Annotated in this window: 20 protein-coding genes; 13 read left to right on the top strand and 7 right to left on the bottom strand. The window is 62.7% G+C overall.

The features are described from left to right. Positions 1 to 24: 24 nt before the first annotated feature. The 6 genes from IAE36_RS13860 to IAE36_RS13835 all read right to left on the bottom strand — a co-directional run bounded on the left by IAE36_RS13860 (position 25) and on the right by IAE36_RS13835 (position 5024). The gene (locus IAE36_RS13860; protein ID WP_201163287.1) at positions 25 to 1518 is read right to left on the bottom strand and encodes an RNA polymerase factor sigma-54; all 1494 of its coding nucleotides are present in this window, start codon (positions 1516 to 1518) and stop codon (positions 25 to 27) included. 176 nt (positions 1519 to 1694) lie between these two features. Further along, positions 1695 to 2420 carry an LPS export ABC transporter ATP-binding protein gene (lptB, locus tag IAE36_RS13855; protein ID WP_028631529.1) on the bottom strand — a complete coding sequence of 242 codons (726 nt, stop codon included), beginning with the start codon at positions 2418 to 2420 and terminating at the stop codon, positions 1695 to 1697. Then, on the bottom strand, positions 2421 to 2945 hold the full coding sequence (gene lptA, locus IAE36_RS13850) for a lipopolysaccharide transport periplasmic protein LptA (RefSeq protein WP_028631528.1): 525 nt from the start codon (positions 2943 to 2945) through the stop codon (positions 2421 to 2423). It lies immediately after the preceding gene. Beyond that, the gene (lptC, locus tag IAE36_RS13845) at positions 2932 to 3504 is read right to left on the bottom strand and encodes an LPS export ABC transporter periplasmic protein LptC (protein ID WP_028631527.1); all 573 of its coding nucleotides are present in this window, start codon (positions 3502 to 3504) and stop codon (positions 2932 to 2934) included. Before lptC ends, lptA begins: the two co-directional genes overlap by 14 nt. Before the next feature lie 8 nt (positions 3505 to 3512). Continuing rightward, a complete protein-coding gene (locus IAE36_RS13840) occupies positions 3513 to 4037 on the bottom strand; it encodes a KdsC family phosphatase (protein WP_028631526.1) in 525 nt (174 codons plus the stop codon). A gap of 12 nt (positions 4038 to 4049) precedes the next feature. Next, positions 4050 to 5024 (bottom strand): KpsF/GutQ family sugar-phosphate isomerase, encoded by a 975-nt coding sequence (locus IAE36_RS13835; protein ID WP_028631525.1) that lies wholly within the window; start codon positions 5022 to 5024, stop codon positions 4050 to 4052. A 247-nt stretch (positions 5025 to 5271) separates the two neighbouring features. Here IAE36_RS13835 and IAE36_RS13830 point away from each other — a divergent pair, with 247 nt between their 5' ends. The 13 genes from IAE36_RS13830 to IAE36_RS13770 all read left to right on the top strand — a co-directional run bounded on the left by IAE36_RS13830 (position 5272) and on the right by IAE36_RS13770 (position 15823). Further along, a complete protein-coding gene (locus IAE36_RS13830) occupies positions 5272 to 6081 on the top strand; it encodes an ATP-binding cassette domain-containing protein (protein ID WP_028631524.1) in 810 nt (269 codons plus the stop codon). Then, entirely contained in the window at positions 6081 to 6878 is a 798-nt protein-coding gene (mlaE, locus tag IAE36_RS13825) for a lipid asymmetry maintenance ABC transporter permease subunit MlaE (RefSeq protein WP_028631523.1), read from the top strand. The genes IAE36_RS13830 and mlaE overlap by 1 nt, the downstream gene beginning before the upstream one ends. Then, complete coding sequence (gene mlaD / locus IAE36_RS13820) at positions 6878 to 7363, top strand: outer membrane lipid asymmetry maintenance protein MlaD (protein WP_028631522.1); 486 nt, start codon at positions 6878 to 6880, stop codon at positions 7361 to 7363. Before mlaE ends, mlaD begins: the two co-directional genes overlap by 1 nt. Before the next feature lie 9 nt (positions 7364 to 7372). Further along, on the top strand, positions 7373 to 8020 hold the full coding sequence (locus IAE36_RS13815) for an MlaC/ttg2D family ABC transporter substrate-binding protein (RefSeq protein ID WP_060482217.1): 648 nt from the start codon (positions 7373 to 7375) through the stop codon (positions 8018 to 8020). Further along, a complete protein-coding gene (locus tag IAE36_RS13810) occupies positions 8017 to 8319 on the top strand; it encodes an STAS domain-containing protein (RefSeq protein ID WP_028631520.1) in 303 nt (100 codons plus the stop codon). The genes IAE36_RS13815 and IAE36_RS13810 overlap by 4 nt, the downstream gene beginning before the upstream one ends. 115 nt (positions 8320 to 8434) lie before the next feature. Further along, on the top strand, positions 8435 to 8674 hold the full coding sequence (locus IAE36_RS13805) for a BolA family protein (RefSeq protein ID WP_028631519.1): 240 nt from the start codon (positions 8435 to 8437) through the stop codon (positions 8672 to 8674). Between the two features lie 23 nt (positions 8675 to 8697). Further along, the gene (murA, locus tag IAE36_RS13800) at positions 8698 to 9963 is read left to right on the top strand and encodes a UDP-N-acetylglucosamine 1-carboxyvinyltransferase (protein ID WP_028631518.1); all 1266 of its coding nucleotides are present in this window, start codon (positions 8698 to 8700) and stop codon (positions 9961 to 9963) included. A 91-nt stretch (positions 9964 to 10054) separates the two neighbouring features. Beyond that, positions 10055 to 10690 carry an ATP phosphoribosyltransferase gene (hisG, locus tag IAE36_RS13795; RefSeq protein WP_028631517.1) on the top strand — a complete coding sequence of 212 codons (636 nt, stop codon included), beginning with the start codon at positions 10055 to 10057 and terminating at the stop codon, positions 10688 to 10690. 130 nt (positions 10691 to 10820) lie between these two features. Next, positions 10821 to 12146 carry a histidinol dehydrogenase gene (gene hisD / locus IAE36_RS13790; RefSeq protein ID WP_201212971.1) on the top strand — a complete coding sequence of 442 codons (1326 nt, stop codon included), beginning with the start codon at positions 10821 to 10823 and terminating at the stop codon, positions 12144 to 12146. Positions 12147 to 12148: 2 nt separating this feature from the next. Then, positions 12149 to 13195: a histidinol-phosphate transaminase gene (hisC, locus tag IAE36_RS13785; RefSeq protein ID WP_201212969.1), complete on the top strand. Its 1047-nt coding sequence runs from the start codon at positions 12149 to 12151 to the stop codon at positions 13193 to 13195. 134 nt (positions 13196 to 13329) lie between these two features. Continuing rightward, positions 13330 to 13977 carry a FadR/GntR family transcriptional regulator gene (locus IAE36_RS13780; RefSeq protein WP_028631514.1) on the top strand — a complete coding sequence of 216 codons (648 nt, stop codon included), beginning with the start codon at positions 13330 to 13332 and terminating at the stop codon, positions 13975 to 13977. 12 nt (positions 13978 to 13989) lie between these two features. After that, positions 13990 to 15270, top strand: a complete 1281-nt coding sequence (locus tag IAE36_RS13775) for a CynX/NimT family MFS transporter (protein WP_201212967.1) — start codon at positions 13990 to 13992, stop codon at positions 15268 to 15270. 67 nt (positions 15271 to 15337) lie between these two features. Further along, the gene (locus tag IAE36_RS13770) at positions 15338 to 15823 is read left to right on the top strand and encodes a nuclear transport factor 2 family protein (protein WP_201212965.1); all 486 of its coding nucleotides are present in this window, start codon (positions 15338 to 15340) and stop codon (positions 15821 to 15823) included. Here the strand turns inward: IAE36_RS13770 and IAE36_RS13765 are convergent. Beyond that, complete coding sequence (locus IAE36_RS13765) at positions 15802 to 16701, bottom strand: hypothetical protein (protein ID WP_201212963.1); 900 nt, start codon at positions 16699 to 16701, stop codon at positions 15802 to 15804. The genes IAE36_RS13770 and IAE36_RS13765 overlap by 22 nt on opposite strands. Between the last annotated feature and the right edge of the window lie 40 nt (positions 16702 to 16741).

Genomic DNA, 16741 nt, shown 5'->3' with positions numbered 1-16741 from the left:
CAAACGCTGTGGCGCATCTCAGGGTTACATCAGTCGCTTGCGCTCGCTCGACGGTGCAATACCGAGGGACTCGCGGTACTTGGCGACGGTACGACGGGCTACCTGGATGCCTTGTGCCTCCAGTAAACCAGCGATCTTGCTGTCGCTCAATGGCTTTTTCTGATTTTCCGCGGCAACCAGTTTCTTGATGATCGCGCGGATCGCCGTGGACGAGCATTCGCCGCCTTCGGCGGTGCTCACATGGCTGGAGAAAAAGTATTTCAGTTCGTAGATACCACGCGGGGTGTGCATGTACTTTTGCGTGGTAACCCGGGAAATGGTCGACTCGTGCATGCCTACCGCTTCGGCAATGTCATGCAGTACCAGGGGTTTCATGGCCTCGTCACCGTGGTCGAGGAAGCCGCGCTGGTGTTCGACGATCTGGGTGGCCACTTTCATCAGGGTTTCGTTGCGGCTCTGCAGGCTTTTGATGAACCAGCGCGCCTCCTGCAACTGGTTGCGCATGAAGGTGTTGTCGGCGCTGGTGTCGGCACGGCGTACAAAGCCTGCGTACTGCGCGTTCACGCGAAGGCGCGGGATGGCTTCCTGGTTCAGTTCCACCAGCCAGCGCTCGCTGTCCTTGCGCACGATCACGTCGGGTACCACGTATTCGGGCTCGCTGGACTCGATCTGCGAGCCGGGGCGGGGGTTGAGGCTCTGCACCAGCTCGATCACCTGGCGCAGTTCGTCTTCCTTGAGCTTCATGCGGCGCATCAGCTGGCTGTAGTCGCGGCTACCCAGCAGGTCGATGAAGTCGCTCACCAGGCGCATGGCCTCGGCCATCCACGGGGTGCTGCCAGGCAGCTGGCGCAGTTGCAGCAGCAGGCATTCGCCCAGGGTGCGGGCACCTACCCCTGCAGGCTCGAACTGCTGGATACGGTGCAGCACCGCTTCGACTTCATCCAGTTCGATATCCAGTTCGGGGTCGAAACCTGCACAGATTTCCTCAAGGGTGTCTTCCAGGTAGCCCTGGCCGTTGATGCTGTCGATCAAGGTGACCGCGATGAGGCGGTCGGTGTCGGACATGGGCGCCAGGTTCAACTGCCACAGCAGGTGGCTTTGCAGGCTCTCGCCCGCGGACGTGCGGGTGGTGAAATCCCATTCGTCATCATCGTTGCTGGGCAGGCTGCTGGCGCTGGTCTGGTAGATGTCTTCCCACGCGGTATCCACGGGAAGCTCGTTGGGGATGCGCTCGCTCCACTCACCGTCTTCCATGTTTTCGGTGCTGACGGTGGTTTCCTGGAAGCTGTTGTCCTGCGTTTCGGCGGCCGGCTTGTTTTCGGCGTTGTCGGCCATCGGGTCGTTGTTGTCGAAGTCGTCGCCGTCTTCCTGGCGTTCGAGCATCGGGTTCGACTCCAGGGCTTCCTGGATTTCCTGCTGCAGGTCCAGGGTGGAAAGCTGGAGCAGGCGGATGGCCTGTTGCAACTGCGGTGTCATCGTCAGTTGCTGGCCCATTTTTAGGACGAGCGATGGTTTCATGGCAGGGGCTTGGTACCTTGTTCGCCGGCGCGCATGCGCCATCCACTACACGAGGGCGCTGGGGCGCCAAATCAAGCAAGTTTTATGCCTTAAATTGTAGCGTTTGCCTAGAGCACTGTAACAACTTGACCCGCAATAGATAGGCTTTTTTGCCGTGCTCCAGGCCCGTCCCGGGATTAGAGGCGGAACTCGTGACCCAGGTACACCTCTTTGACCAGGTCGTTGGCCAGGATCGTTTCTGCATCCCCTTCGGCGATCAGGCGGCCATCGTTGACGATATAGGCGGTTTCGCAGATATCCAGGGTTTCACGCACGTTGTGATCGGTGATCAGTACGCCGATACCCTTGGCCTTGAGGTGGTGAATGATCTGCTTGATGTCGCCTACCGAAATCGGGTCGACGCCGGCGAAGGGTTCGTCCAGCAGGATGAACTTGGGCGCGGTGGCCAGTGCGCGGGCAATTTCGACGCGGCGACGCTCACCACCGGACAGGCTCATGCCCAGGTTGTCGCGGATGTGGCTGATGTGAAATTCCTGCAACAGGCTTTCCAGCTCCTGGCGACGGCCTTCGCGGTCGAGGTCCTTGCGGGTTTCCAGGATGGCCTTGATGTTGTCTGCCACGGACAGCTTGCGGAAGATCGACGCTTCCTGCGGCAGGTAGCCGATACCCGCGCGGGCGCGCCCGTGCATGGGCTGGTGGCTGACATCGAGATTGTCGATCAGCACACGGCCCTGTTCGGCCTGGACCAGCCCGACAATCATGTAGAAGCAGGTGGTCTTGCCGGCGCCGTTGGGGCCGAGCAGGCCCACGATCTGGCCGCTGTCGATGGACAGGCTGACGTCACGTACCACCTGCCGGCCCTTGTAGCTCTTGGCCAGGTGCTGGGCTTTGAGGGTTGCCATTTACTCGGCCTTCTTCTTGGGCTGGATCACCATGTCGATGCGCTGACGCGGTGTGGTCACATTGCCGCCACGACCTGCGGTGGCAACCTGGGTCTGGGTGTTGTAGACGATCTTCTCGCCTTCGGTGGTATTGCCTTCGTTTTCGACCTTGGCGCGGTCGGTGAGCACTACCAGGTCCTTTTGCGACTGATACTGGATGGTCACGCCCCAGCCTTTCATCTTGTCGGCTTTGGCGGCGCTCTGCTGCTGCTCGAAGTAGGCCAGGTTGCCCACCGAGGTCACCACGTCGATATCGCCGGAAGCGGTACGGGTGATGGTCACGGTATTGCCTTTGATCATCATCGAACCCTGGGTGATGATGACGTCGCCGGTATAGGTGGCCACGCCTTTCTTGTCGTCCAGGTGAGCGTTGTCGGCCTGGATGCGAATGGGCTGATCACGGTCGTTTGGCAGGGCGAGGGCGCTCGCGCTTCCCAGTGCTGCGCTCAGGCTGAGCAAAAGGGGGAGGGTTTTAACGAGCCTCATACTGTCCTCTTACGTTAGAGAGCAGGTCCATCCTGCCTTCTTTCAAATACGCTTTCATACCTTTGCCCGTAGTCGTGCCACCGGCGCCGTCGATTCTAACGGCTTGCTCGGTCTGCGCATATTCCTTCTGCGGGAACACGGTCATGCGCGAGCTGGTAATGATGGTTTCGCGCTTCTTTTCGTCCGTGCGGGCGATCCGCACGTTGTCGATCAGTTCGACCTCGCTGCCGTCAGGGTTGACCTCGGCGCGCACGCTCTGCACATGCCACGGGTACTCCGTACCGCGATACATGTGCAGGTCCGGGGTGGTCAGCAATGTGACTTCGCTGGCCTTCAGGTGTTCGACCTTGTCGGCGGTCATTTCGTACTGCAGCTTGCCGTCTGGCAAGAACTGCACGCTGTGGGCATTGATGGCGTAGTAGTCGATGGCGCTTTCGTCCACCTGCGCCGCGGGCTGCTCCAGGAAGCTCTCGGGGCTGACGTTCCAGTAGCCGACGGCTACCAGCAGGGCGGCGATGGCCCCGAGCAGCACGATGTTTCTGGCTTTCTTGCTGAACATGGGCAACCTTACAGATAGTTGGCGTTGGCAGCGTCCAGGGTGCCCTGGGCCTGCATGATGAGTTCGCAGAATTCGCGGGCGGCACCCTCGCCACCCCGTGCCTGCGTGACGCCATGGGCGTGCTGGCGCACAAACGGTGCCGCGCTGGCTACCGCCATGCCCAGTGCCACCCGGCGGATAACCGGCAAGTCGGGCAGGTCATCGCCCAGGTAGGCCACTTGATCATAGCTCAGGCCCAGCTCGGCGAGCAGGCCGTCAAGTACGACCAGTTTGTCTTCGCGCCCTTGAAACAGATGCGGGATGCCGAGGTTCTTCGCCCGCCGCTCGACGACCGGTGTCTTGCGCCCGCTGATGATGGCGGTGGTCACGCCAGAGGCCATGAGCATTTTTATGCCCTGGCCATCCAGTGTATTGAAGCTCTTGAACTCGCTCCCGTCTTCGAGGAAATACAGGCGCCCGTCGGTGAGTACGCCGTCCACGTCGAACACGGCCAGCTTGACGCCTTTGCCCCGTTGCATGAGGTCCTGGTGCATTGCATCGCTCCTTTACAGTACGCCGGCACGCAGCAGGTCGTGCATGTTCAGGGCGCCGGTTGGGCGGTCCTGGCTGTCTACCACCACCAGGGCGCCCACCTTGTTGTCTTCCATGATTTTCAGGGCCTCGGCCGCCAGCATCTCGGCACGGGCGGTTTTGCCGTGCACCGTCATGACGTCTTCGATCAGGGTGGTATGCACGTCGATGTTGCGGTCCAGGCTACGGCGCAGGTCACCGTCGGTGAACACCCCGGCCAGCGTGCCATCGGTTTCGACGATGACGGTCATGCCCAAACCTTTGCGGGACATTTCAAGGAGCGCTTCCTTGAGCAGGGTGCCGCGGGCGACCTGCGGCAGTTCGTCGCCCGCGTGCATCACGTTCTCGACCTTGAGCAGCAAGCGCCGGCCCAGGGCGCCGCCCGGGTGAGAGAAGGCGAAGTCTTCGGCGGTGAAGCCACGGGCTTCGAGCAGGGCGATGGCCAGGGCGTCGCCCAGCACCAGCGATGCTGTGGTGGACGATGTCGGCGCCAGGTTCAGCGGGCAGGCCTCGTGTTCGACGCCGGCGTCGAGGTTGACGTCGGCGGCCTGGGCCAGCGGTGAAGCCGGGTTGCCGGTCAGGCTGACCAGCTTGATGCCCAGGCGCTTGATAAGCGGCAGCAGGGTGATGATTTCGGCGGTGCTGCCCGAGTTCGACAGGGCCAGGATGACGTCATCGCGCGTAATCATGCCCATGTCGCCATGGCTGGCTTCGGCCGGGTGCACGAAGAAAGCCGGTGTGCCAGTGCTGGCCAGGGTGGCGGCGATCTTGTTGCCGATGTGCCCGGACTTGCCCATGCCCACCACGACCACGCGGCCCTTGCTGGCCAGGATCAGCTCGCAGGCCTTGACGAAGGTAGCGTCGATGCGCGCCAACAGGGCCTCTACAGCCTCGAGTTCCAGGCGCAGGGTGCGTTGGGCGGATTGGATCAGCTCGCTGGATTGGCTCATGTCGAAAAAGCAGTGCCTGATGAAAAGGCGGCGATTATAGCGGTATTGAATGAAACCCTCACGCTTTCGATTGTCGTAGGCAATGTACCCCCAGGCTGTCGTGAGGCTGAACGACGCGTTTGGCAGCCTTGGGGCGGCGCTGCCAGCGGTGCTATAGTTCGCCGCTATTCAGCCTGCCCAGGGGCGTGTGCCTTCCAGATGAAGGCCGACGTCCACTAGGACGAGGCTGCACTAGCAAGGAGTCTAGATGAGTGTGGATAGCGCCTGCGCGGTCGAGTTGAAGGGGGTTTCCTTCAAACGGGGTTCGCGCAGCATTTTCAACAATGTCGACATCCGCATCCCACGCGGCAAGGTCACTGGCATCATGGGGCCATCCGGGTGCGGCAAAACCACATTGCTGCGTCTGATGGGCGCCCAGTTGCGTCCATCCAGCGGTGAAGTGTGGGTCGCCGGGCAGAACCTGCCGACGCTGTCGCGCAGCGACCTGTTCGACGCGCGCAAGCAGATGGGCGTGCTGTTCCAGAGTGGCGCGCTGTTCACCGACCTGGATGTGTTCGAGAACGTTGCTTTCCCGCTGCGCGTGCATACCCAGCTGCCGGATGAAATGATCCGTGACATCGTGTTGATGAAGCTGCAGGCCGTGGGCCTGCGCGGTGCCATCGACCTGATGCCGGATGAGCTGTCGGGCGGCATGAAACGCCGCGTGGCGCTGGCCAGGGCGATTGCCCTGGACCCGCAGATCCTCATGTACGACGAGCCGTTCGTCGGTCAGGACCCGATCGCCATGGGTGTTCTGGTGCGCCTGATCCGCCTGCTCAACGATGCCCTGGGCATCACCAGCATCGTCGTGTCCCATGACCTGGCAGAAACCGCCAGCATCGCCGACTACATCTACGTGGTGGGTGACGGCCAGGTGCTGGGGCAGGGCACCCCCGACGAGTTGATGGGGTCGGATAACCCGCGTATCCGCCAGTTCATGAAAGGCGACCCGGATGGCCCTGTACCCTTCCACTTCCCTGCGCCCGATTACCGCGCCGATCTGCTGGGGGCGCGCTGATGCGTAGAAAATCCATGCTTGAGCGCGTGCGCCTGTTCGGCCGCGCGGCAATCGATGTAGTGGCCGTGCTGGGCCGCTCCTGCCTGTTCCTGTTCCACGCCCTGGTCGGGCGCGGTGGCATTGGCGGCGGTTTCCAGCTGCTGACCAGGCAACTGTACTCAGTGGGTGTGTTGTCGCTAGCCATCATCGTGGTGTCCGGTACGTTCATTGGCATGGTGCTGGCCCTGCAGGGCTACAGCATCCTCACCAAATACGGTTCGGAGCAGGCGGTGGGCCAGATGGTCGCCCTTACCCTGCTTCGCGAGCTTGGTCCGGTCGTCACCGCCCTGCTTTTCGCAGGCCGCGCCGGGTCCGCGCTCACGGCTGAAATCGGCAACATGAAGTCCACCGAGCAGCTGTCGAGCCTTGAAATGATCGGCGTCGACCCACTCAAGTACATCGTTGCCCCGCGCCTGTGGGCCGGCTTCATCTCGCTACCGTTGCTGGCACTGATCTTCAGCGTGGTGGGCATCTGGGGCGGGTCGTGGGTGGCGGTCGACTGGCTGGGCGTCTACGAGGGCTCGTTCTGGGCCAACATGCAGAACAGTGTTTCGTTCACCGACGACGTGCTCAACGGGTTGATAAAGAGCCTGGTGTTCGCCTTCGTCACCACCTGGATCGCCGTATTCCAGGGGTATGACTGTGAGCCCACCTCAGAAGGGATCAGCCGTGCCACTACCAGGACCGTGGTCTATGCCTCGCTGGCTGTACTGGGTCTGGACTTTATTCTGACCGCCTTGATGTTTGGAGATTTCTGATGCAAAACCGCACCCTGGAAATCGGTGTAGGCCTGTTTCTGTTGGCCGGGATCCTGGCGTTGCTGCTGCTGGCCCTGCGTGTCAGCGGCCTGTCGGCAAGCCCGACCAGCGATACCTATAAAGTTTACGCCTACTTCGACAATATCGCCGGTTTGACTGTCAGAGCCAAAGTGACCATGGCCGGTGTCACCATCGGCAAAGTCACCGCCATCGACCTGGACCGTGATTCCTTCACCGGTCGGGTGACGTTGCAGCTGGACAAGTCGGTGAACAACCTGCCGACCGATTCCACTGCATCGATCCTGACCGCAGGGCTGCTGGGTGAGAAGTACATCGGCATCAGCGTAGGCGGTGAGGAAGAGGTGCTCAAGGACGGCGGTACCATCCATGACACCCAGTCCGCGCTGGTGCTGGAAGATCTGATTGGCAAGTTCCTGCTCAACACTGTTGGCAAGGAACCCCGAGACGCGCAACCGGCTAATTGAGGAGTTTCCATGATATCGATTCTGCGACGTGGCTTGCTGGTCCTGCTGGCAGCCTTGCCTCTCATGAGCATGGCGGCCCAGTCCCCTCATGACGTGATTCAAAGCACCACCAATGAATTGCTGGGTGACCTGAAGGCCAACAAGCAGCAGTACCAGGCCAACCCCAGCGCGTTCTACGACGCGCTGAACCGCATCCTGGGCCCGGTGGTGGATGCCGATGGCATTTCGCGCAGCATCATGACCGTGAAGTACTCGCGCAAGGCCAGCCCTGAGCAGATGCAGCGCTTCCAGGAAAACTTCAAGCGCAGCCTGATGCAGTTCTACGGCAACGCCCTGCTGGAGTACAACAACCAGGGCATCGTGGTGGATCCGGCCAAGTCTGACGATGGTAAGCGGGCCAGTGTCGGCATGAAGGTCACCGGTAACAACGGTGCGGTGTACCCGGTGCAGTACACGCTGGAGAACATCGCTGGCGAATGGAAGGTGCGTAACGTCATCGTCAATGGCATCAACATCGGCAAGCTGTTCCGCGATCAGTTCGCTGACGCCATGCAGCGTAATGGCAACAACCTGGACAAGACCATCGACGGCTGGGCGGGTGAAGTGGCCAAGGCCAAGCAAACCGCCGACAGTTCGCCAGAAAAGGCCGTCAAATGAGTGAAGCGACCGCGAGCATGAGCGAGCCAGGCGTGGTCCGCCTTGCCGGCGTGCTGGACTACCGCAGCGGGCCTGCCTTGCGTAAGCAGGGCAAGGCATTGATAGCGGGCAGCGACGGAGTGGACGTGGTGATCGATTGCTCCGCCGTACAGCGCTCCACCAGCGTCGGGCTTTCGTTGCTGCTGGCGTTCATGCGCGATGCTGGCGCTGCCGGCAAGCGTTGCCAGGTGCGCGGGATGCCCGATGACATGCGGGAAATCGCCGAGGTGTACGACCTCGACGAGGTGCTGGCCACCTGATGGCTGCTGGGATGATGGCCCCTCGGTCAGCGAACCCGTTGTTGGGCTTCGCAGGCGAGGGGCTTTTTTGTATGATGGCCGACCCGTGCGCATCGGGCGCCGATTGAGGTTGAGCATGCAGGCCATAGAAGTTAAAAGCTTCCTTGAAGAAAAATTGCCGGGTTCCCGGGTCGAAGTTGAAGGCGAAGGCTGCAACTTCCAGCTGAACGTGATCAGCGACGAGTTGGCCGGCCTGAGCCCGGTCAAACGCCAGCAGGCGATTTACGCTCACCTGAATCCGTGGATCGCCAACGGCAGCATCCATGCGGTAACCATGAAATTTTTCAGCAGCGCAGCCTGGGCTGAGCGCACCTGAGCCAACTTGGCGGCGAGATTCCAATGGACAAACTGATTATTACTGGTGGCGCTCGCCTTGATGGCGAGATCCGCATTTCGGGCGCGAAGAACGCAGCCCTGCCCATTCTGGCTGCGACCTTGCTGGCCGATGGCCCGGTCACCGTGGGCAACCTGCCGCACCTGCACGACATCACTACCATGATCGAGCTGTTCGGTCGCATGGGCATCGAGCCTGTGATCGACGAAAAGCTGGCGGTGGAAATCGACCCCCGTACCATCAAGACCCTGGTCGCACCCTACGAGCTGGTGAAGACCATGCGTGCCTCCATTCTGGTACTCGGCCCCATGGTTGCCCGTTTCGGCGAGGCCGAGGTGGCGTTGCCAGGCGGTTGCGCCATTGGCTCGCGACCTGTCGACCTGCACATACGTGGCCTGGAGGCCATGGGCGCGAAGATCGAGGTTGAAGGTGGCTACATCAAGGCCAAGGCGCCTGAGGGTGGCCTGCGCGGTGCGCACTTCTTCTTCGATACCGTGAGTGTGACCGGTACCGAGAACATCATGATGGCCGCAGCGCTGGCCAACGGCCGCAGTGTGCTGCAGAACGCGGCCCGCGAGCCGGAAGTGGTCGACCTGGCCAACTTCATCAACGCCATGGGCGGCAATGTGCAGGGCGCCGGCACCGATACCATCACCATCGAGGGTGTTGCGCGGCTGGGTTCGGCCCACTACCGCGTCATGCCGGACCGCATCGAAACCGGCACCTACCTGGTAGCCGCTGCCGTTACCGGTGGCCGCGTCAAGGTCAAGGACACCGACCCCACCATCCTTGAGGCGGTTCTGGAAAAGCTCAAGGAAGCAGGCGCCGACATCACCACCGGTGAGGACTGGATCGAGCTGAACATGCACGGTAAGCGGCCGAAAGCCGTCAACCTGCGCACGGCCCCGTACCCAGCGTTCCCGACCGACATGCAGGCGCAGTTCATTTCGCTCAACGCCATAGCCGAAGGCACCGGTGCTGTAATCGAAACGATCTTCGAAAACCGCTTCATGCACGTGTACGAAATGCACCGCATGGGCGCGCAGATTCAGGTCGAGGGCAACACCGCCATCGTGACCGGCGTCAACGCCCTGAAAGGTGCCCCGGTAATGGCCACCGACCTGCGCGCATCCGCCAGCCTGGTGCTGTCGGCACTGGTGGCCGAAGGCGACACCTTGATCGATCGCATCTACCACATCGACCGTGGCTATGAGTGCATCGAGGAAAAACTGCAGATGCTCGGCGCCAAGATTCGCCGCGTGCCGGGCTGATTGCCCTGGGGCGCAAGGACGCGCCGTTCGAATTGAATGCGGCCAGGTGCACCACCTGGCCGGCAGTAGCTGCTTAAGGACCGACGTTCCAATGTTGACCATCGCGCTTTCCAAAGGCCGTATTCTCGACGATACCCTGCCATTGCTGGCCGAGGCCGGTATCGTTCCCACCGAGAACCCGGACAAGAGCCGCAAGCTGATCATCCCGACCACGCAGGACGACGTGCGCCTGCTGATCGTGCGTGCCACCGACGTGCCGACCTATGTCGAACACGGCGCCGCCGACCTGGGTGTGGCAGGCAAGGACGTGCTGATGGAGTACGGTGGGCAGGGCCTTTACGAGCCCCTGGACCTGCAGATTGCCCGCTGCAAGCTGATGACCGCTGGCGTGGTCGGCGCGCCCGAGCCCAAGGGCCGCCTGCGCGTTGCCACCAAGTTCGTGAATGTGGCCAAGCGTTACTATGCCGAGCAGGGTCGCCAGGTCGACATTATCAAGCTGTACGGCTCGATGGAGCTGGCACCCCTGATCAACCTGGCCGACAAGATCATCGATGTGGTCGACACCGGTAACACCTTGCGTGCCAACGGCCTGGAGCCCCAGGAAATGATCGCGCACATCAGCTCGCGCCTGGTGGTCAACAAGGCCTCCATGAAAATGCAGCACGCCCGCATCCAGAGCCTGATCGACACGCTGCGCCAAGCGGTCGAATCGCGACACCGCGGCTGACGACTTCCTGCGCGCAGCGTTGGCTGTCGCGCCCGTCTATCCGCGTCATAGCCACTTTTCTCGGGTGCCCGTGCGGATGGACTGGTAGCTTAGGGCGCCTGAGCATTCGCTAACAATCGAGGCCCTCGCCATGACCGTGTCCACCGCAATTGCCCGTCTCAACGCTGCTGACCCGGATTTCGCTCGGCATCTGGATCATCTGCTGAGCTGGGAGAGCGTGTCCGACGAAGCGGTCAACCAGCGTGTACTCGATATCATCAAGGCCGTGCGCGAGCGTGGCGATGCTGCCCTTGTAGAGTTCACCCAACGTTTCGACGGGGTGGAGGCTAGCTGCATCGACGACCTCATTCTGGGGCGCGAGCGCCTTGAACTGGCGCTTACCCGTATCACCGACGAGCAGCGTGCAGCCCTTGAGAAGGCAGCCGACCGCGTGCGCATGTACCACGAGCGGCAGAAGCAGGACTCGTGGCAGTACACCGAGGCTGACGGTACCGTACTGGGGCAGAAGGTCACACCGTTGGACCGCGCCGGCCTTTATGTGCCGGGTGGCAAGGCGTCCTACCCGTCCTCGGTGCTGATGAACGCGATTCCGGCCAAGGTGGCGGGTGTCACCGAAGTGGTCATGGTAGTGCCCACCCCGCGTGGCGAGGTCAACGAGCTGGTGCTGGCCGCAGCCTGCATTGCCGGTGTGGACCGGGTGTTCACGGTGGGCGGCGCCCAGGCGGTGGCTGCCCTGGCCTATGGCACCGAGAGCGTGCCCCAGGTGGACAAGATCGTCGGCCCGGGCAACATCTACGTGGCCACCGCCAAGCGCCACGTGTTCGGCCAGGTAGGCATCGACATGATCGCCGGGCCGTCGGAAATTCTCGTGGTGTGTGACGGCCAGACCGACCCGGACTGGATCGCTATGGACCTGTTCTCCCAGGCAGAGCACGACGAAGACGCCCAGGCCATTCTGGTCAGCCCGGATGCCGATTTCCTCGACCGCGTGGCAGCCAGCATCAGCAAGTTGCTGCCGACCATGGAACGCGCCGAGATCATCGAGAAATCGGTGAATGGTCGCGGCGCCCTGATCCAGGTGCGGGACATGCAGCAGGCAATCGAGGTGGCCAACCGTATCGCCCCTGAGCACCTGGAGTTGTCGGTGGCTGACCCGCAGGCCTGGTTGCCGTACATTCGCCACGCCGGTGCGATCTTCATGGGCCGCCACACCAGCGAAGCGCTGGGCGACTATTGCGCAGGCCCCAACCACGTGCTGCCCACCTCCGGCACTGCGCGCTTCTCGTCGCCGCTGGGGGTGTACGACTTCCAGAAGCGTTCGTCGATCATCTATTGCTCCGAGCAGGGCGCCTCCGAACTGGGCCGCACTGCCTCGGTGCTGGCCCGCGGTGAGTCCCTGACCGCCCACGCCCGTAGCGCCGAATACCGCATCCTGAGCCAAGAGAAGGGGAACTGAGCATGAGTCGATTCTGGAGCCCTTTCGTCAAGGACCTGGTGCCTTACGTCCCCGGCGAGCAGCCCAAGCTGGCGCGCCTGGTCAAGCTCAACACCAACGAGAACCCCTACGGCCCATCGCCTAAAGCGGTGGAAGCCATGCGCGGGGAGCTGGGCGAAAACCTGCGCCTCTACCCGGACCCCAACGGTGACCGCCTCAAGCAGGCGGTCGCGGAGTACTACGGCGTCACCCCGGCGCAGGTGTTCGTAGGTAACGGTTCGGACGAGGTGCTGGCGCACATCTTCCATGGCCTGTTCCAGCACGACGGGCCGCTGCTGTTCCCGGACATCAGCTACAGCTTCTACCCGGTGTACTGCGGCCTGTATGGCATCGCCTTCGAACAGGTGCCGCTGGATGAGCAGTTCCAGATCCGCGTGGAGGATTACCGCAAGCCGAACGCGGGCATCATCTTCCCCAACCCCAACGCGCCCACTGGCTGCCTATTGCCCCTGCAGGCCGTGGAGCAGTTACTGCAGGCCAGCCCGGATTCGGTGGTGGTGGTGGATGAAGCCTACATCGACTTTGGCGGCGAAACGGCCATCAGCCTGGTGAACCGCTACGACAACCTGCTGGTGACCCAGACCCTGTCGAAATCGCGGTCGTTGGCCGGCCTGCGGGTTGGGTTGGCGGTGGGCCACCCGGACCTGATCGAGGCGCTGGAGCGGATCAAGAACAGCTTCAACTCGTACCCACTGGACCGCGCCGCCATCGTCGGCGCGGCAGTGGCATTCGAGGACCGCGCCTATTTCGACCAGACCTGCCGCAAGGTTATCGACAGCCGCGAAAAGCTGGTCGCGCAGCTGCAGGCCAAGGGCTTCGAAGTGCTGCCATCTGCTGCCAACTTTGTATTCGCCCGCCATCCACAACAAGATGCCGGGGAGTTGGCGGTGCGTTTGCGCGAGCAAGGCGTGATCGTGCGCCACTTCAAGCAGCCGCGTATTGATCAGTTCCTGCGCATTACCATCGGTACGCCTGAGATGAACCAGGCGTTGCTGGATGCACTGGGCTGACACACAGTTAGAGGCTGGCCGGGATAAGGTGCGGTGCAAACCGGCTACCCCACCTTATCTGGCGATAAACGATTGTTGAGCGATCAGAGATGCTTTATTTTGATCGCTAATTCGTCCGATGACTGGATGTACCGATGTCCTTGTTGATAAAACGCTCGTTGGTCGAGCAGGCGGTGGACCAGTTGCGCGAGCGTATCTCGCAAGGCGCCTGGTTGGTCGGTGAGCGGCTGCCCACCGAGCCTGAACTGGCCCTTCAGTTGGGGATCAGCCGCAATACCGTGCGCGAGGCCATGCGCGTGCTGGCATTCAGTGGCCTGGTGGAAATTCGCCAGGGGGATGGCAGCTACCTGCGCACCGCTCAGGACCCTTTGCACGCTGTACAGGCCATGACCCAGTGCACCCCTGAGCAGGCACGGGAAACCCGCCACATTCTGGAAACCGAGGCCATTGCCCTGGCAGCCCTGCGCCGTACCGACACGGATCTGCAGCGCCTGCGGGAGGCCCTGCAGGGCAGCGCCGGCCATTTCCACGGTGATGTGGACGCCTACGTCGCCTGCGACCTGGTGTTCCACCAGCGTCTGGTCGATGCGGCCCACAACCCGGCACTCAGTGAGCTGTACCGCTATTTTTCCGGTGTGGTGGCTGCGGCCTTGCAGCACAACATGGCCACGGTTCCCCGTTGCCAGGCCACGTTCGACCTGCACGGGCAAATCCTCGACGCTATCGAACAACGCGATGCCCAGCGGGCCAAGCGCCTGAGCCGTACCCTCATCGAATCCTGATACGAGAAGCCCATGTCTGATTCCACGATCCGTACCAACCCACCCGGCACGGCGGACCTCGACCCGTTGCTGATCGATGCCGAGGCCGATGACGAGCAGGTGCAGGCGCAACCGGCGGTTACGCCGCGCCCCTGGCTGCTGCTGCTCGGCCTGGTGCTGGTGGCATTGAACCTGCGCCCGGCGTTGTCGAGCATGGCACCCGTGTTGGGCCAGGTGTCCGACGGGCTGGGGCTCAGCGCCGCGCAGGCCGGGTTGCTGACCACCTTGCCGGTGTTGTGCCTGGGCCTGTTCGCGCCACTGGCGCCGGTACTGGCGCGTCGTCTGGGCAGCGAGCGCGTGGTGCTGGTGATTCTTGTCACCCTGGCGCTGGGCATTGTGCTGCGCAGTACGCTGGGGGCAACAGGGCTGTTCATGGGTAGCCTGGTGGCAGGGGCCAGCATCGGCATCATCGGGGTCTTGCTACCCGGTATCGTCAAACGTGACTTCCCTCAGCATGCTGGCACTCTGACGGGCGTGTACACCATGGCCCTGTGCCTCGGCGCAGCCATGGCGGCCGGGGCCACGGTGCCGCTGGCCCAGTATTTCGATAACAGCTGGGCGCTGGGGCTGGGGTTCTGGATGCTGCCCGCCTTGGTGGCCATGTTGGTGTGGCTGCCCCAGGCTCGCCAAGGCCACGGCCAGCACAAGGTTGCTTACCGCGTGCGCGGCCTGTGGCGCGACCCGCTGGCCTGGCAGGTGACGTTGTACATGGGCCTGCAGTCGTCACTGGCCTATATCGTCTTTGGCTGGTTGCCGTCGATTCTGATCGGGCGTGGCCTTAGCCCCACTCAAGCAGGGCTGGTGCTGTCGGGTTCGGTGATCGTGCAACTGGCAAGCTCCCTTGCAGCCCCTTGGCTGGCCACGCGTGGCAAAGACCAGCGGCTGGCGATCGTGCTAGTCATGCTGGTGACCCTTTGCGGGTTGTTCGGTTGCCTGTATGCGCCGCTCTCCGGGCTGTGGGGCTGGGCGGTGGTGCTGGGGTTGGGGCAGGGTGGCACGTTCGCCCTGGCGCTGACCTTGATCGTGCTGCGCTCCCGGGATGCCCATGTGGCGGCGAACCTGTCGAGCATGGCTCAGGGCGTGGGTTATACCCTGGCGTCCATGGGGCCCTTCGCGGTGGGGCTGGTGCATGACTTGACCGGTGGCTGGGCAGCCCTGGGCTGGGTATTTGCGATTATTGGCCTGGGGGCCATCGTGTTCGGCCTGGGGGCGGGGCGTGCCCTGCATGTCCAGGTCACCAGCGAGAAGGTCTGAAAGGCCGCTGGCGCACGCGAGCCGGGCGGATTATCGTGCGGCTTTGCCCTCCCAGGACCTTGAGCCCATGAGCGACGCCAACCGTGAACTGATCACCCGCTTCTACCAGGCCTTCCAGCGCCTCGATGCCGAGGCCATGGCTGCCTGCTACAGCGACGATGTCGTCTTCAGTGACCCGGTGTTCGGCACCCTGCGCGGCAAGGATGCCGCAGACATGTGGCGCATGCTCACCCAGCGGGCAAAGGCGTTCTCCCTTACCTTCGACAACGTGCGGGCGGATGAGCACGGCGGTGCGGCGCAGTGGGTGGCGACCTACACGTTTGCCCAGACCGGGCGCACGGTGGTCAACCGCATTCAGGCGCGTTTTCTGATTCGGGACGGGCTGATCTACCAGCACGACGACAGCTTCGACCTGTGGGGGTGGTCGCGCCAGGCGCTGGGCACGCCGGGTTTGCTGTTGGGCTGGACACCCTGGCTGCAGGGTAAGGTACGCCAGCAGGCCTTCAAGGGCCTGCGAGCGTTCCAGCATGCTCAAGGTAGCGCGACGGCCTGATCGCTTTCGTAGTAGCTGAAGGTGGCGCGTTCAGTGCCATCCTGCGGCAGGCGGATGCGTATCACCGGTATGAAGCCGCCGTACGTCCTGTGCCAGTCCTGCTGGTCGGCCTGAGCCTGCTGCAAGGCACCATACTCGCCCTCGATGTGGAAAAACGACTGGATGGGCAGGGTATTGGCGCTGGCCTCTTCCCAGGCGCCTACCACCACTTCGTTCCAGGGAAACGGCATTTCCTGTGCGAACAGCTGCTGGCCGCGCAGGCTTTGGTAGAAGGCGTCGGCCCGCTCCGGCACGCGTGTGCGGCGGATGTCGAAGGCGCACTGGCGTTTGTAGTCGCCGGTTTTCCTGTAGTGGGCTATCCAGTCCTCGGCGCTAAGCACGCCCTGCTCGTGGCAGGCGGCTTCGCGTTCAGGGGTCTGGCGGTTATCGCCGCAGCCCCGGTTGTCTCGCTCCCAGGTGTCACCGTCGGTGGGCCAGGCGCACAGCATCTCGTAGTGCAGCGAGCCCTTGGGCCGCTGCAGCAGGGGGTAGAGGGTGAAGCCGCTGCGCCCGTCGGCGGCCAGCCGGGTGACAGGCAAATCGCGACGCAGGTACGAGAACGAAACCCCGCCCTTGTCCTTGCTGTTCTGGCTATGATGCCAGGTGTGATAGTGCGGGGATGGCCGGGTGGACCTGAGCAGTACCCCCGAGCAGGCATGGGCTGGTACGGCGTTACCTTCGCACTGTGCTGGGGTAGCGTCGTAGTTGCGCTGCATGCGCTGCGCGGTTTTCTCGCCGATGGACGCCTGGGTGGCAGAGGCTGCCGCCAGCAGTGCGACGGTCAGCCACGTACGGGTTTTACAAGCGAGCATGATGAAGCCCTCGATGTGTGGGCTCATCAAATTAATGATGGAAAGGGCAGGCGTCGTGAGTGAACAA

The organism is Pseudomonas sp. S36, assembly GCF_016647875.1.
Taxonomy (GTDB): Bacteria; Pseudomonadota; Gammaproteobacteria; order Pseudomonadales; family Pseudomonadaceae; genus Aquipseudomonas; species Aquipseudomonas parafulva.
The sequence above is the reverse complement of the archived record's forward strand: the minus strand, read 5'-3'. Positions and strand labels throughout refer to the sequence as shown.

Excerpts from the sequence above, each read along its gene's own strand:
- mlaD (WP_028631522.1), top strand. The coding sequence starts at position 6,878 with ATGCAAAACCGCACCCTGGAAATCGGTGTAGGCCTGTTTCTGTTGGCC.
- hisC (WP_201212969.1), top strand. The coding sequence starts at position 12,149 with ATGAGTCGATTCTGGAGCCCTTTCGTCAAGGACCTGGTGCCTTACGTC.
- IAE36_RS13770 (WP_201212965.1), top strand. The coding sequence starts at position 15,338 with ATGAGCGACGCCAACCGTGAACTGATCACCCGCTTCTACCAGGCCTTC.
- IAE36_RS13840 (WP_028631526.1), bottom strand. The coding sequence starts at position 4,037 with ATGCACCAGGACCTCATGCAACGGGGCAAAGGCGTCAAGCTGGCCGTG.
- IAE36_RS13780 (WP_028631514.1), top strand. The coding sequence starts at position 13,330 with ATGTCCTTGTTGATAAAACGCTCGTTGGTCGAGCAGGCGGTGGACCAG.
- IAE36_RS13815 (WP_060482217.1), top strand. The coding sequence starts at position 7,373 with ATGATATCGATTCTGCGACGTGGCTTGCTGGTCCTGCTGGCAGCCTTG.
- lptB (WP_028631529.1), bottom strand. The coding sequence starts at position 2,420 with ATGGCAACCCTCAAAGCCCAGCACCTGGCCAAGAGCTACAAGGGCCGG.
- hisG (WP_028631517.1), top strand. The coding sequence starts at position 10,055 with ATGTTGACCATCGCGCTTTCCAAAGGCCGTATTCTCGACGATACCCTG.
- lptA (WP_028631528.1), bottom strand. The coding sequence starts at position 2,945 with ATGAGGCTCGTTAAAACCCTCCCCCTTTTGCTCAGCCTGAGCGCAGCA.
- IAE36_RS13835 (WP_028631525.1), bottom strand. The coding sequence starts at position 5,024 with ATGAGCCAATCCAGCGAGCTGATCCAATCCGCCCAACGCACCCTGCGC.
- lptC (WP_028631527.1), bottom strand. The coding sequence starts at position 3,504 with ATGTTCAGCAAGAAAGCCAGAAACATCGTGCTGCTCGGGGCCATCGCC.
- IAE36_RS13810 (WP_028631520.1), top strand. The coding sequence starts at position 8,017 with ATGAGTGAAGCGACCGCGAGCATGAGCGAGCCAGGCGTGGTCCGCCTT.
- murA (WP_028631518.1), top strand. The coding sequence starts at position 8,698 with ATGGACAAACTGATTATTACTGGTGGCGCTCGCCTTGATGGCGAGATC.
- IAE36_RS13830 (WP_028631524.1), top strand. The coding sequence starts at position 5,272 with ATGAGTGTGGATAGCGCCTGCGCGGTCGAGTTGAAGGGGGTTTCCTTC.
- IAE36_RS13805 (WP_028631519.1), top strand. The coding sequence starts at position 8,435 with ATGCAGGCCATAGAAGTTAAAAGCTTCCTTGAAGAAAAATTGCCGGGT.
- IAE36_RS13765 (WP_201212963.1), bottom strand. The coding sequence starts at position 16,701 with ATGAGCCCACACATCGAGGGCTTCATCATGCTCGCTTGTAAAACCCGT.
- IAE36_RS13860 (WP_201163287.1), bottom strand. The coding sequence starts at position 1,518 with ATGAAACCATCGCTCGTCCTAAAAATGGGCCAGCAACTGACGATGACA.
- IAE36_RS13775 (WP_201212967.1), top strand. The coding sequence starts at position 13,990 with ATGTCTGATTCCACGATCCGTACCAACCCACCCGGCACGGCGGACCTC.
- mlaE (WP_028631523.1), top strand. The coding sequence starts at position 6,081 with ATGCGTAGAAAATCCATGCTTGAGCGCGTGCGCCTGTTCGGCCGCGCG.
- hisD (WP_201212971.1), top strand. The coding sequence starts at position 10,821 with ATGACCGTGTCCACCGCAATTGCCCGTCTCAACGCTGCTGACCCGGAT.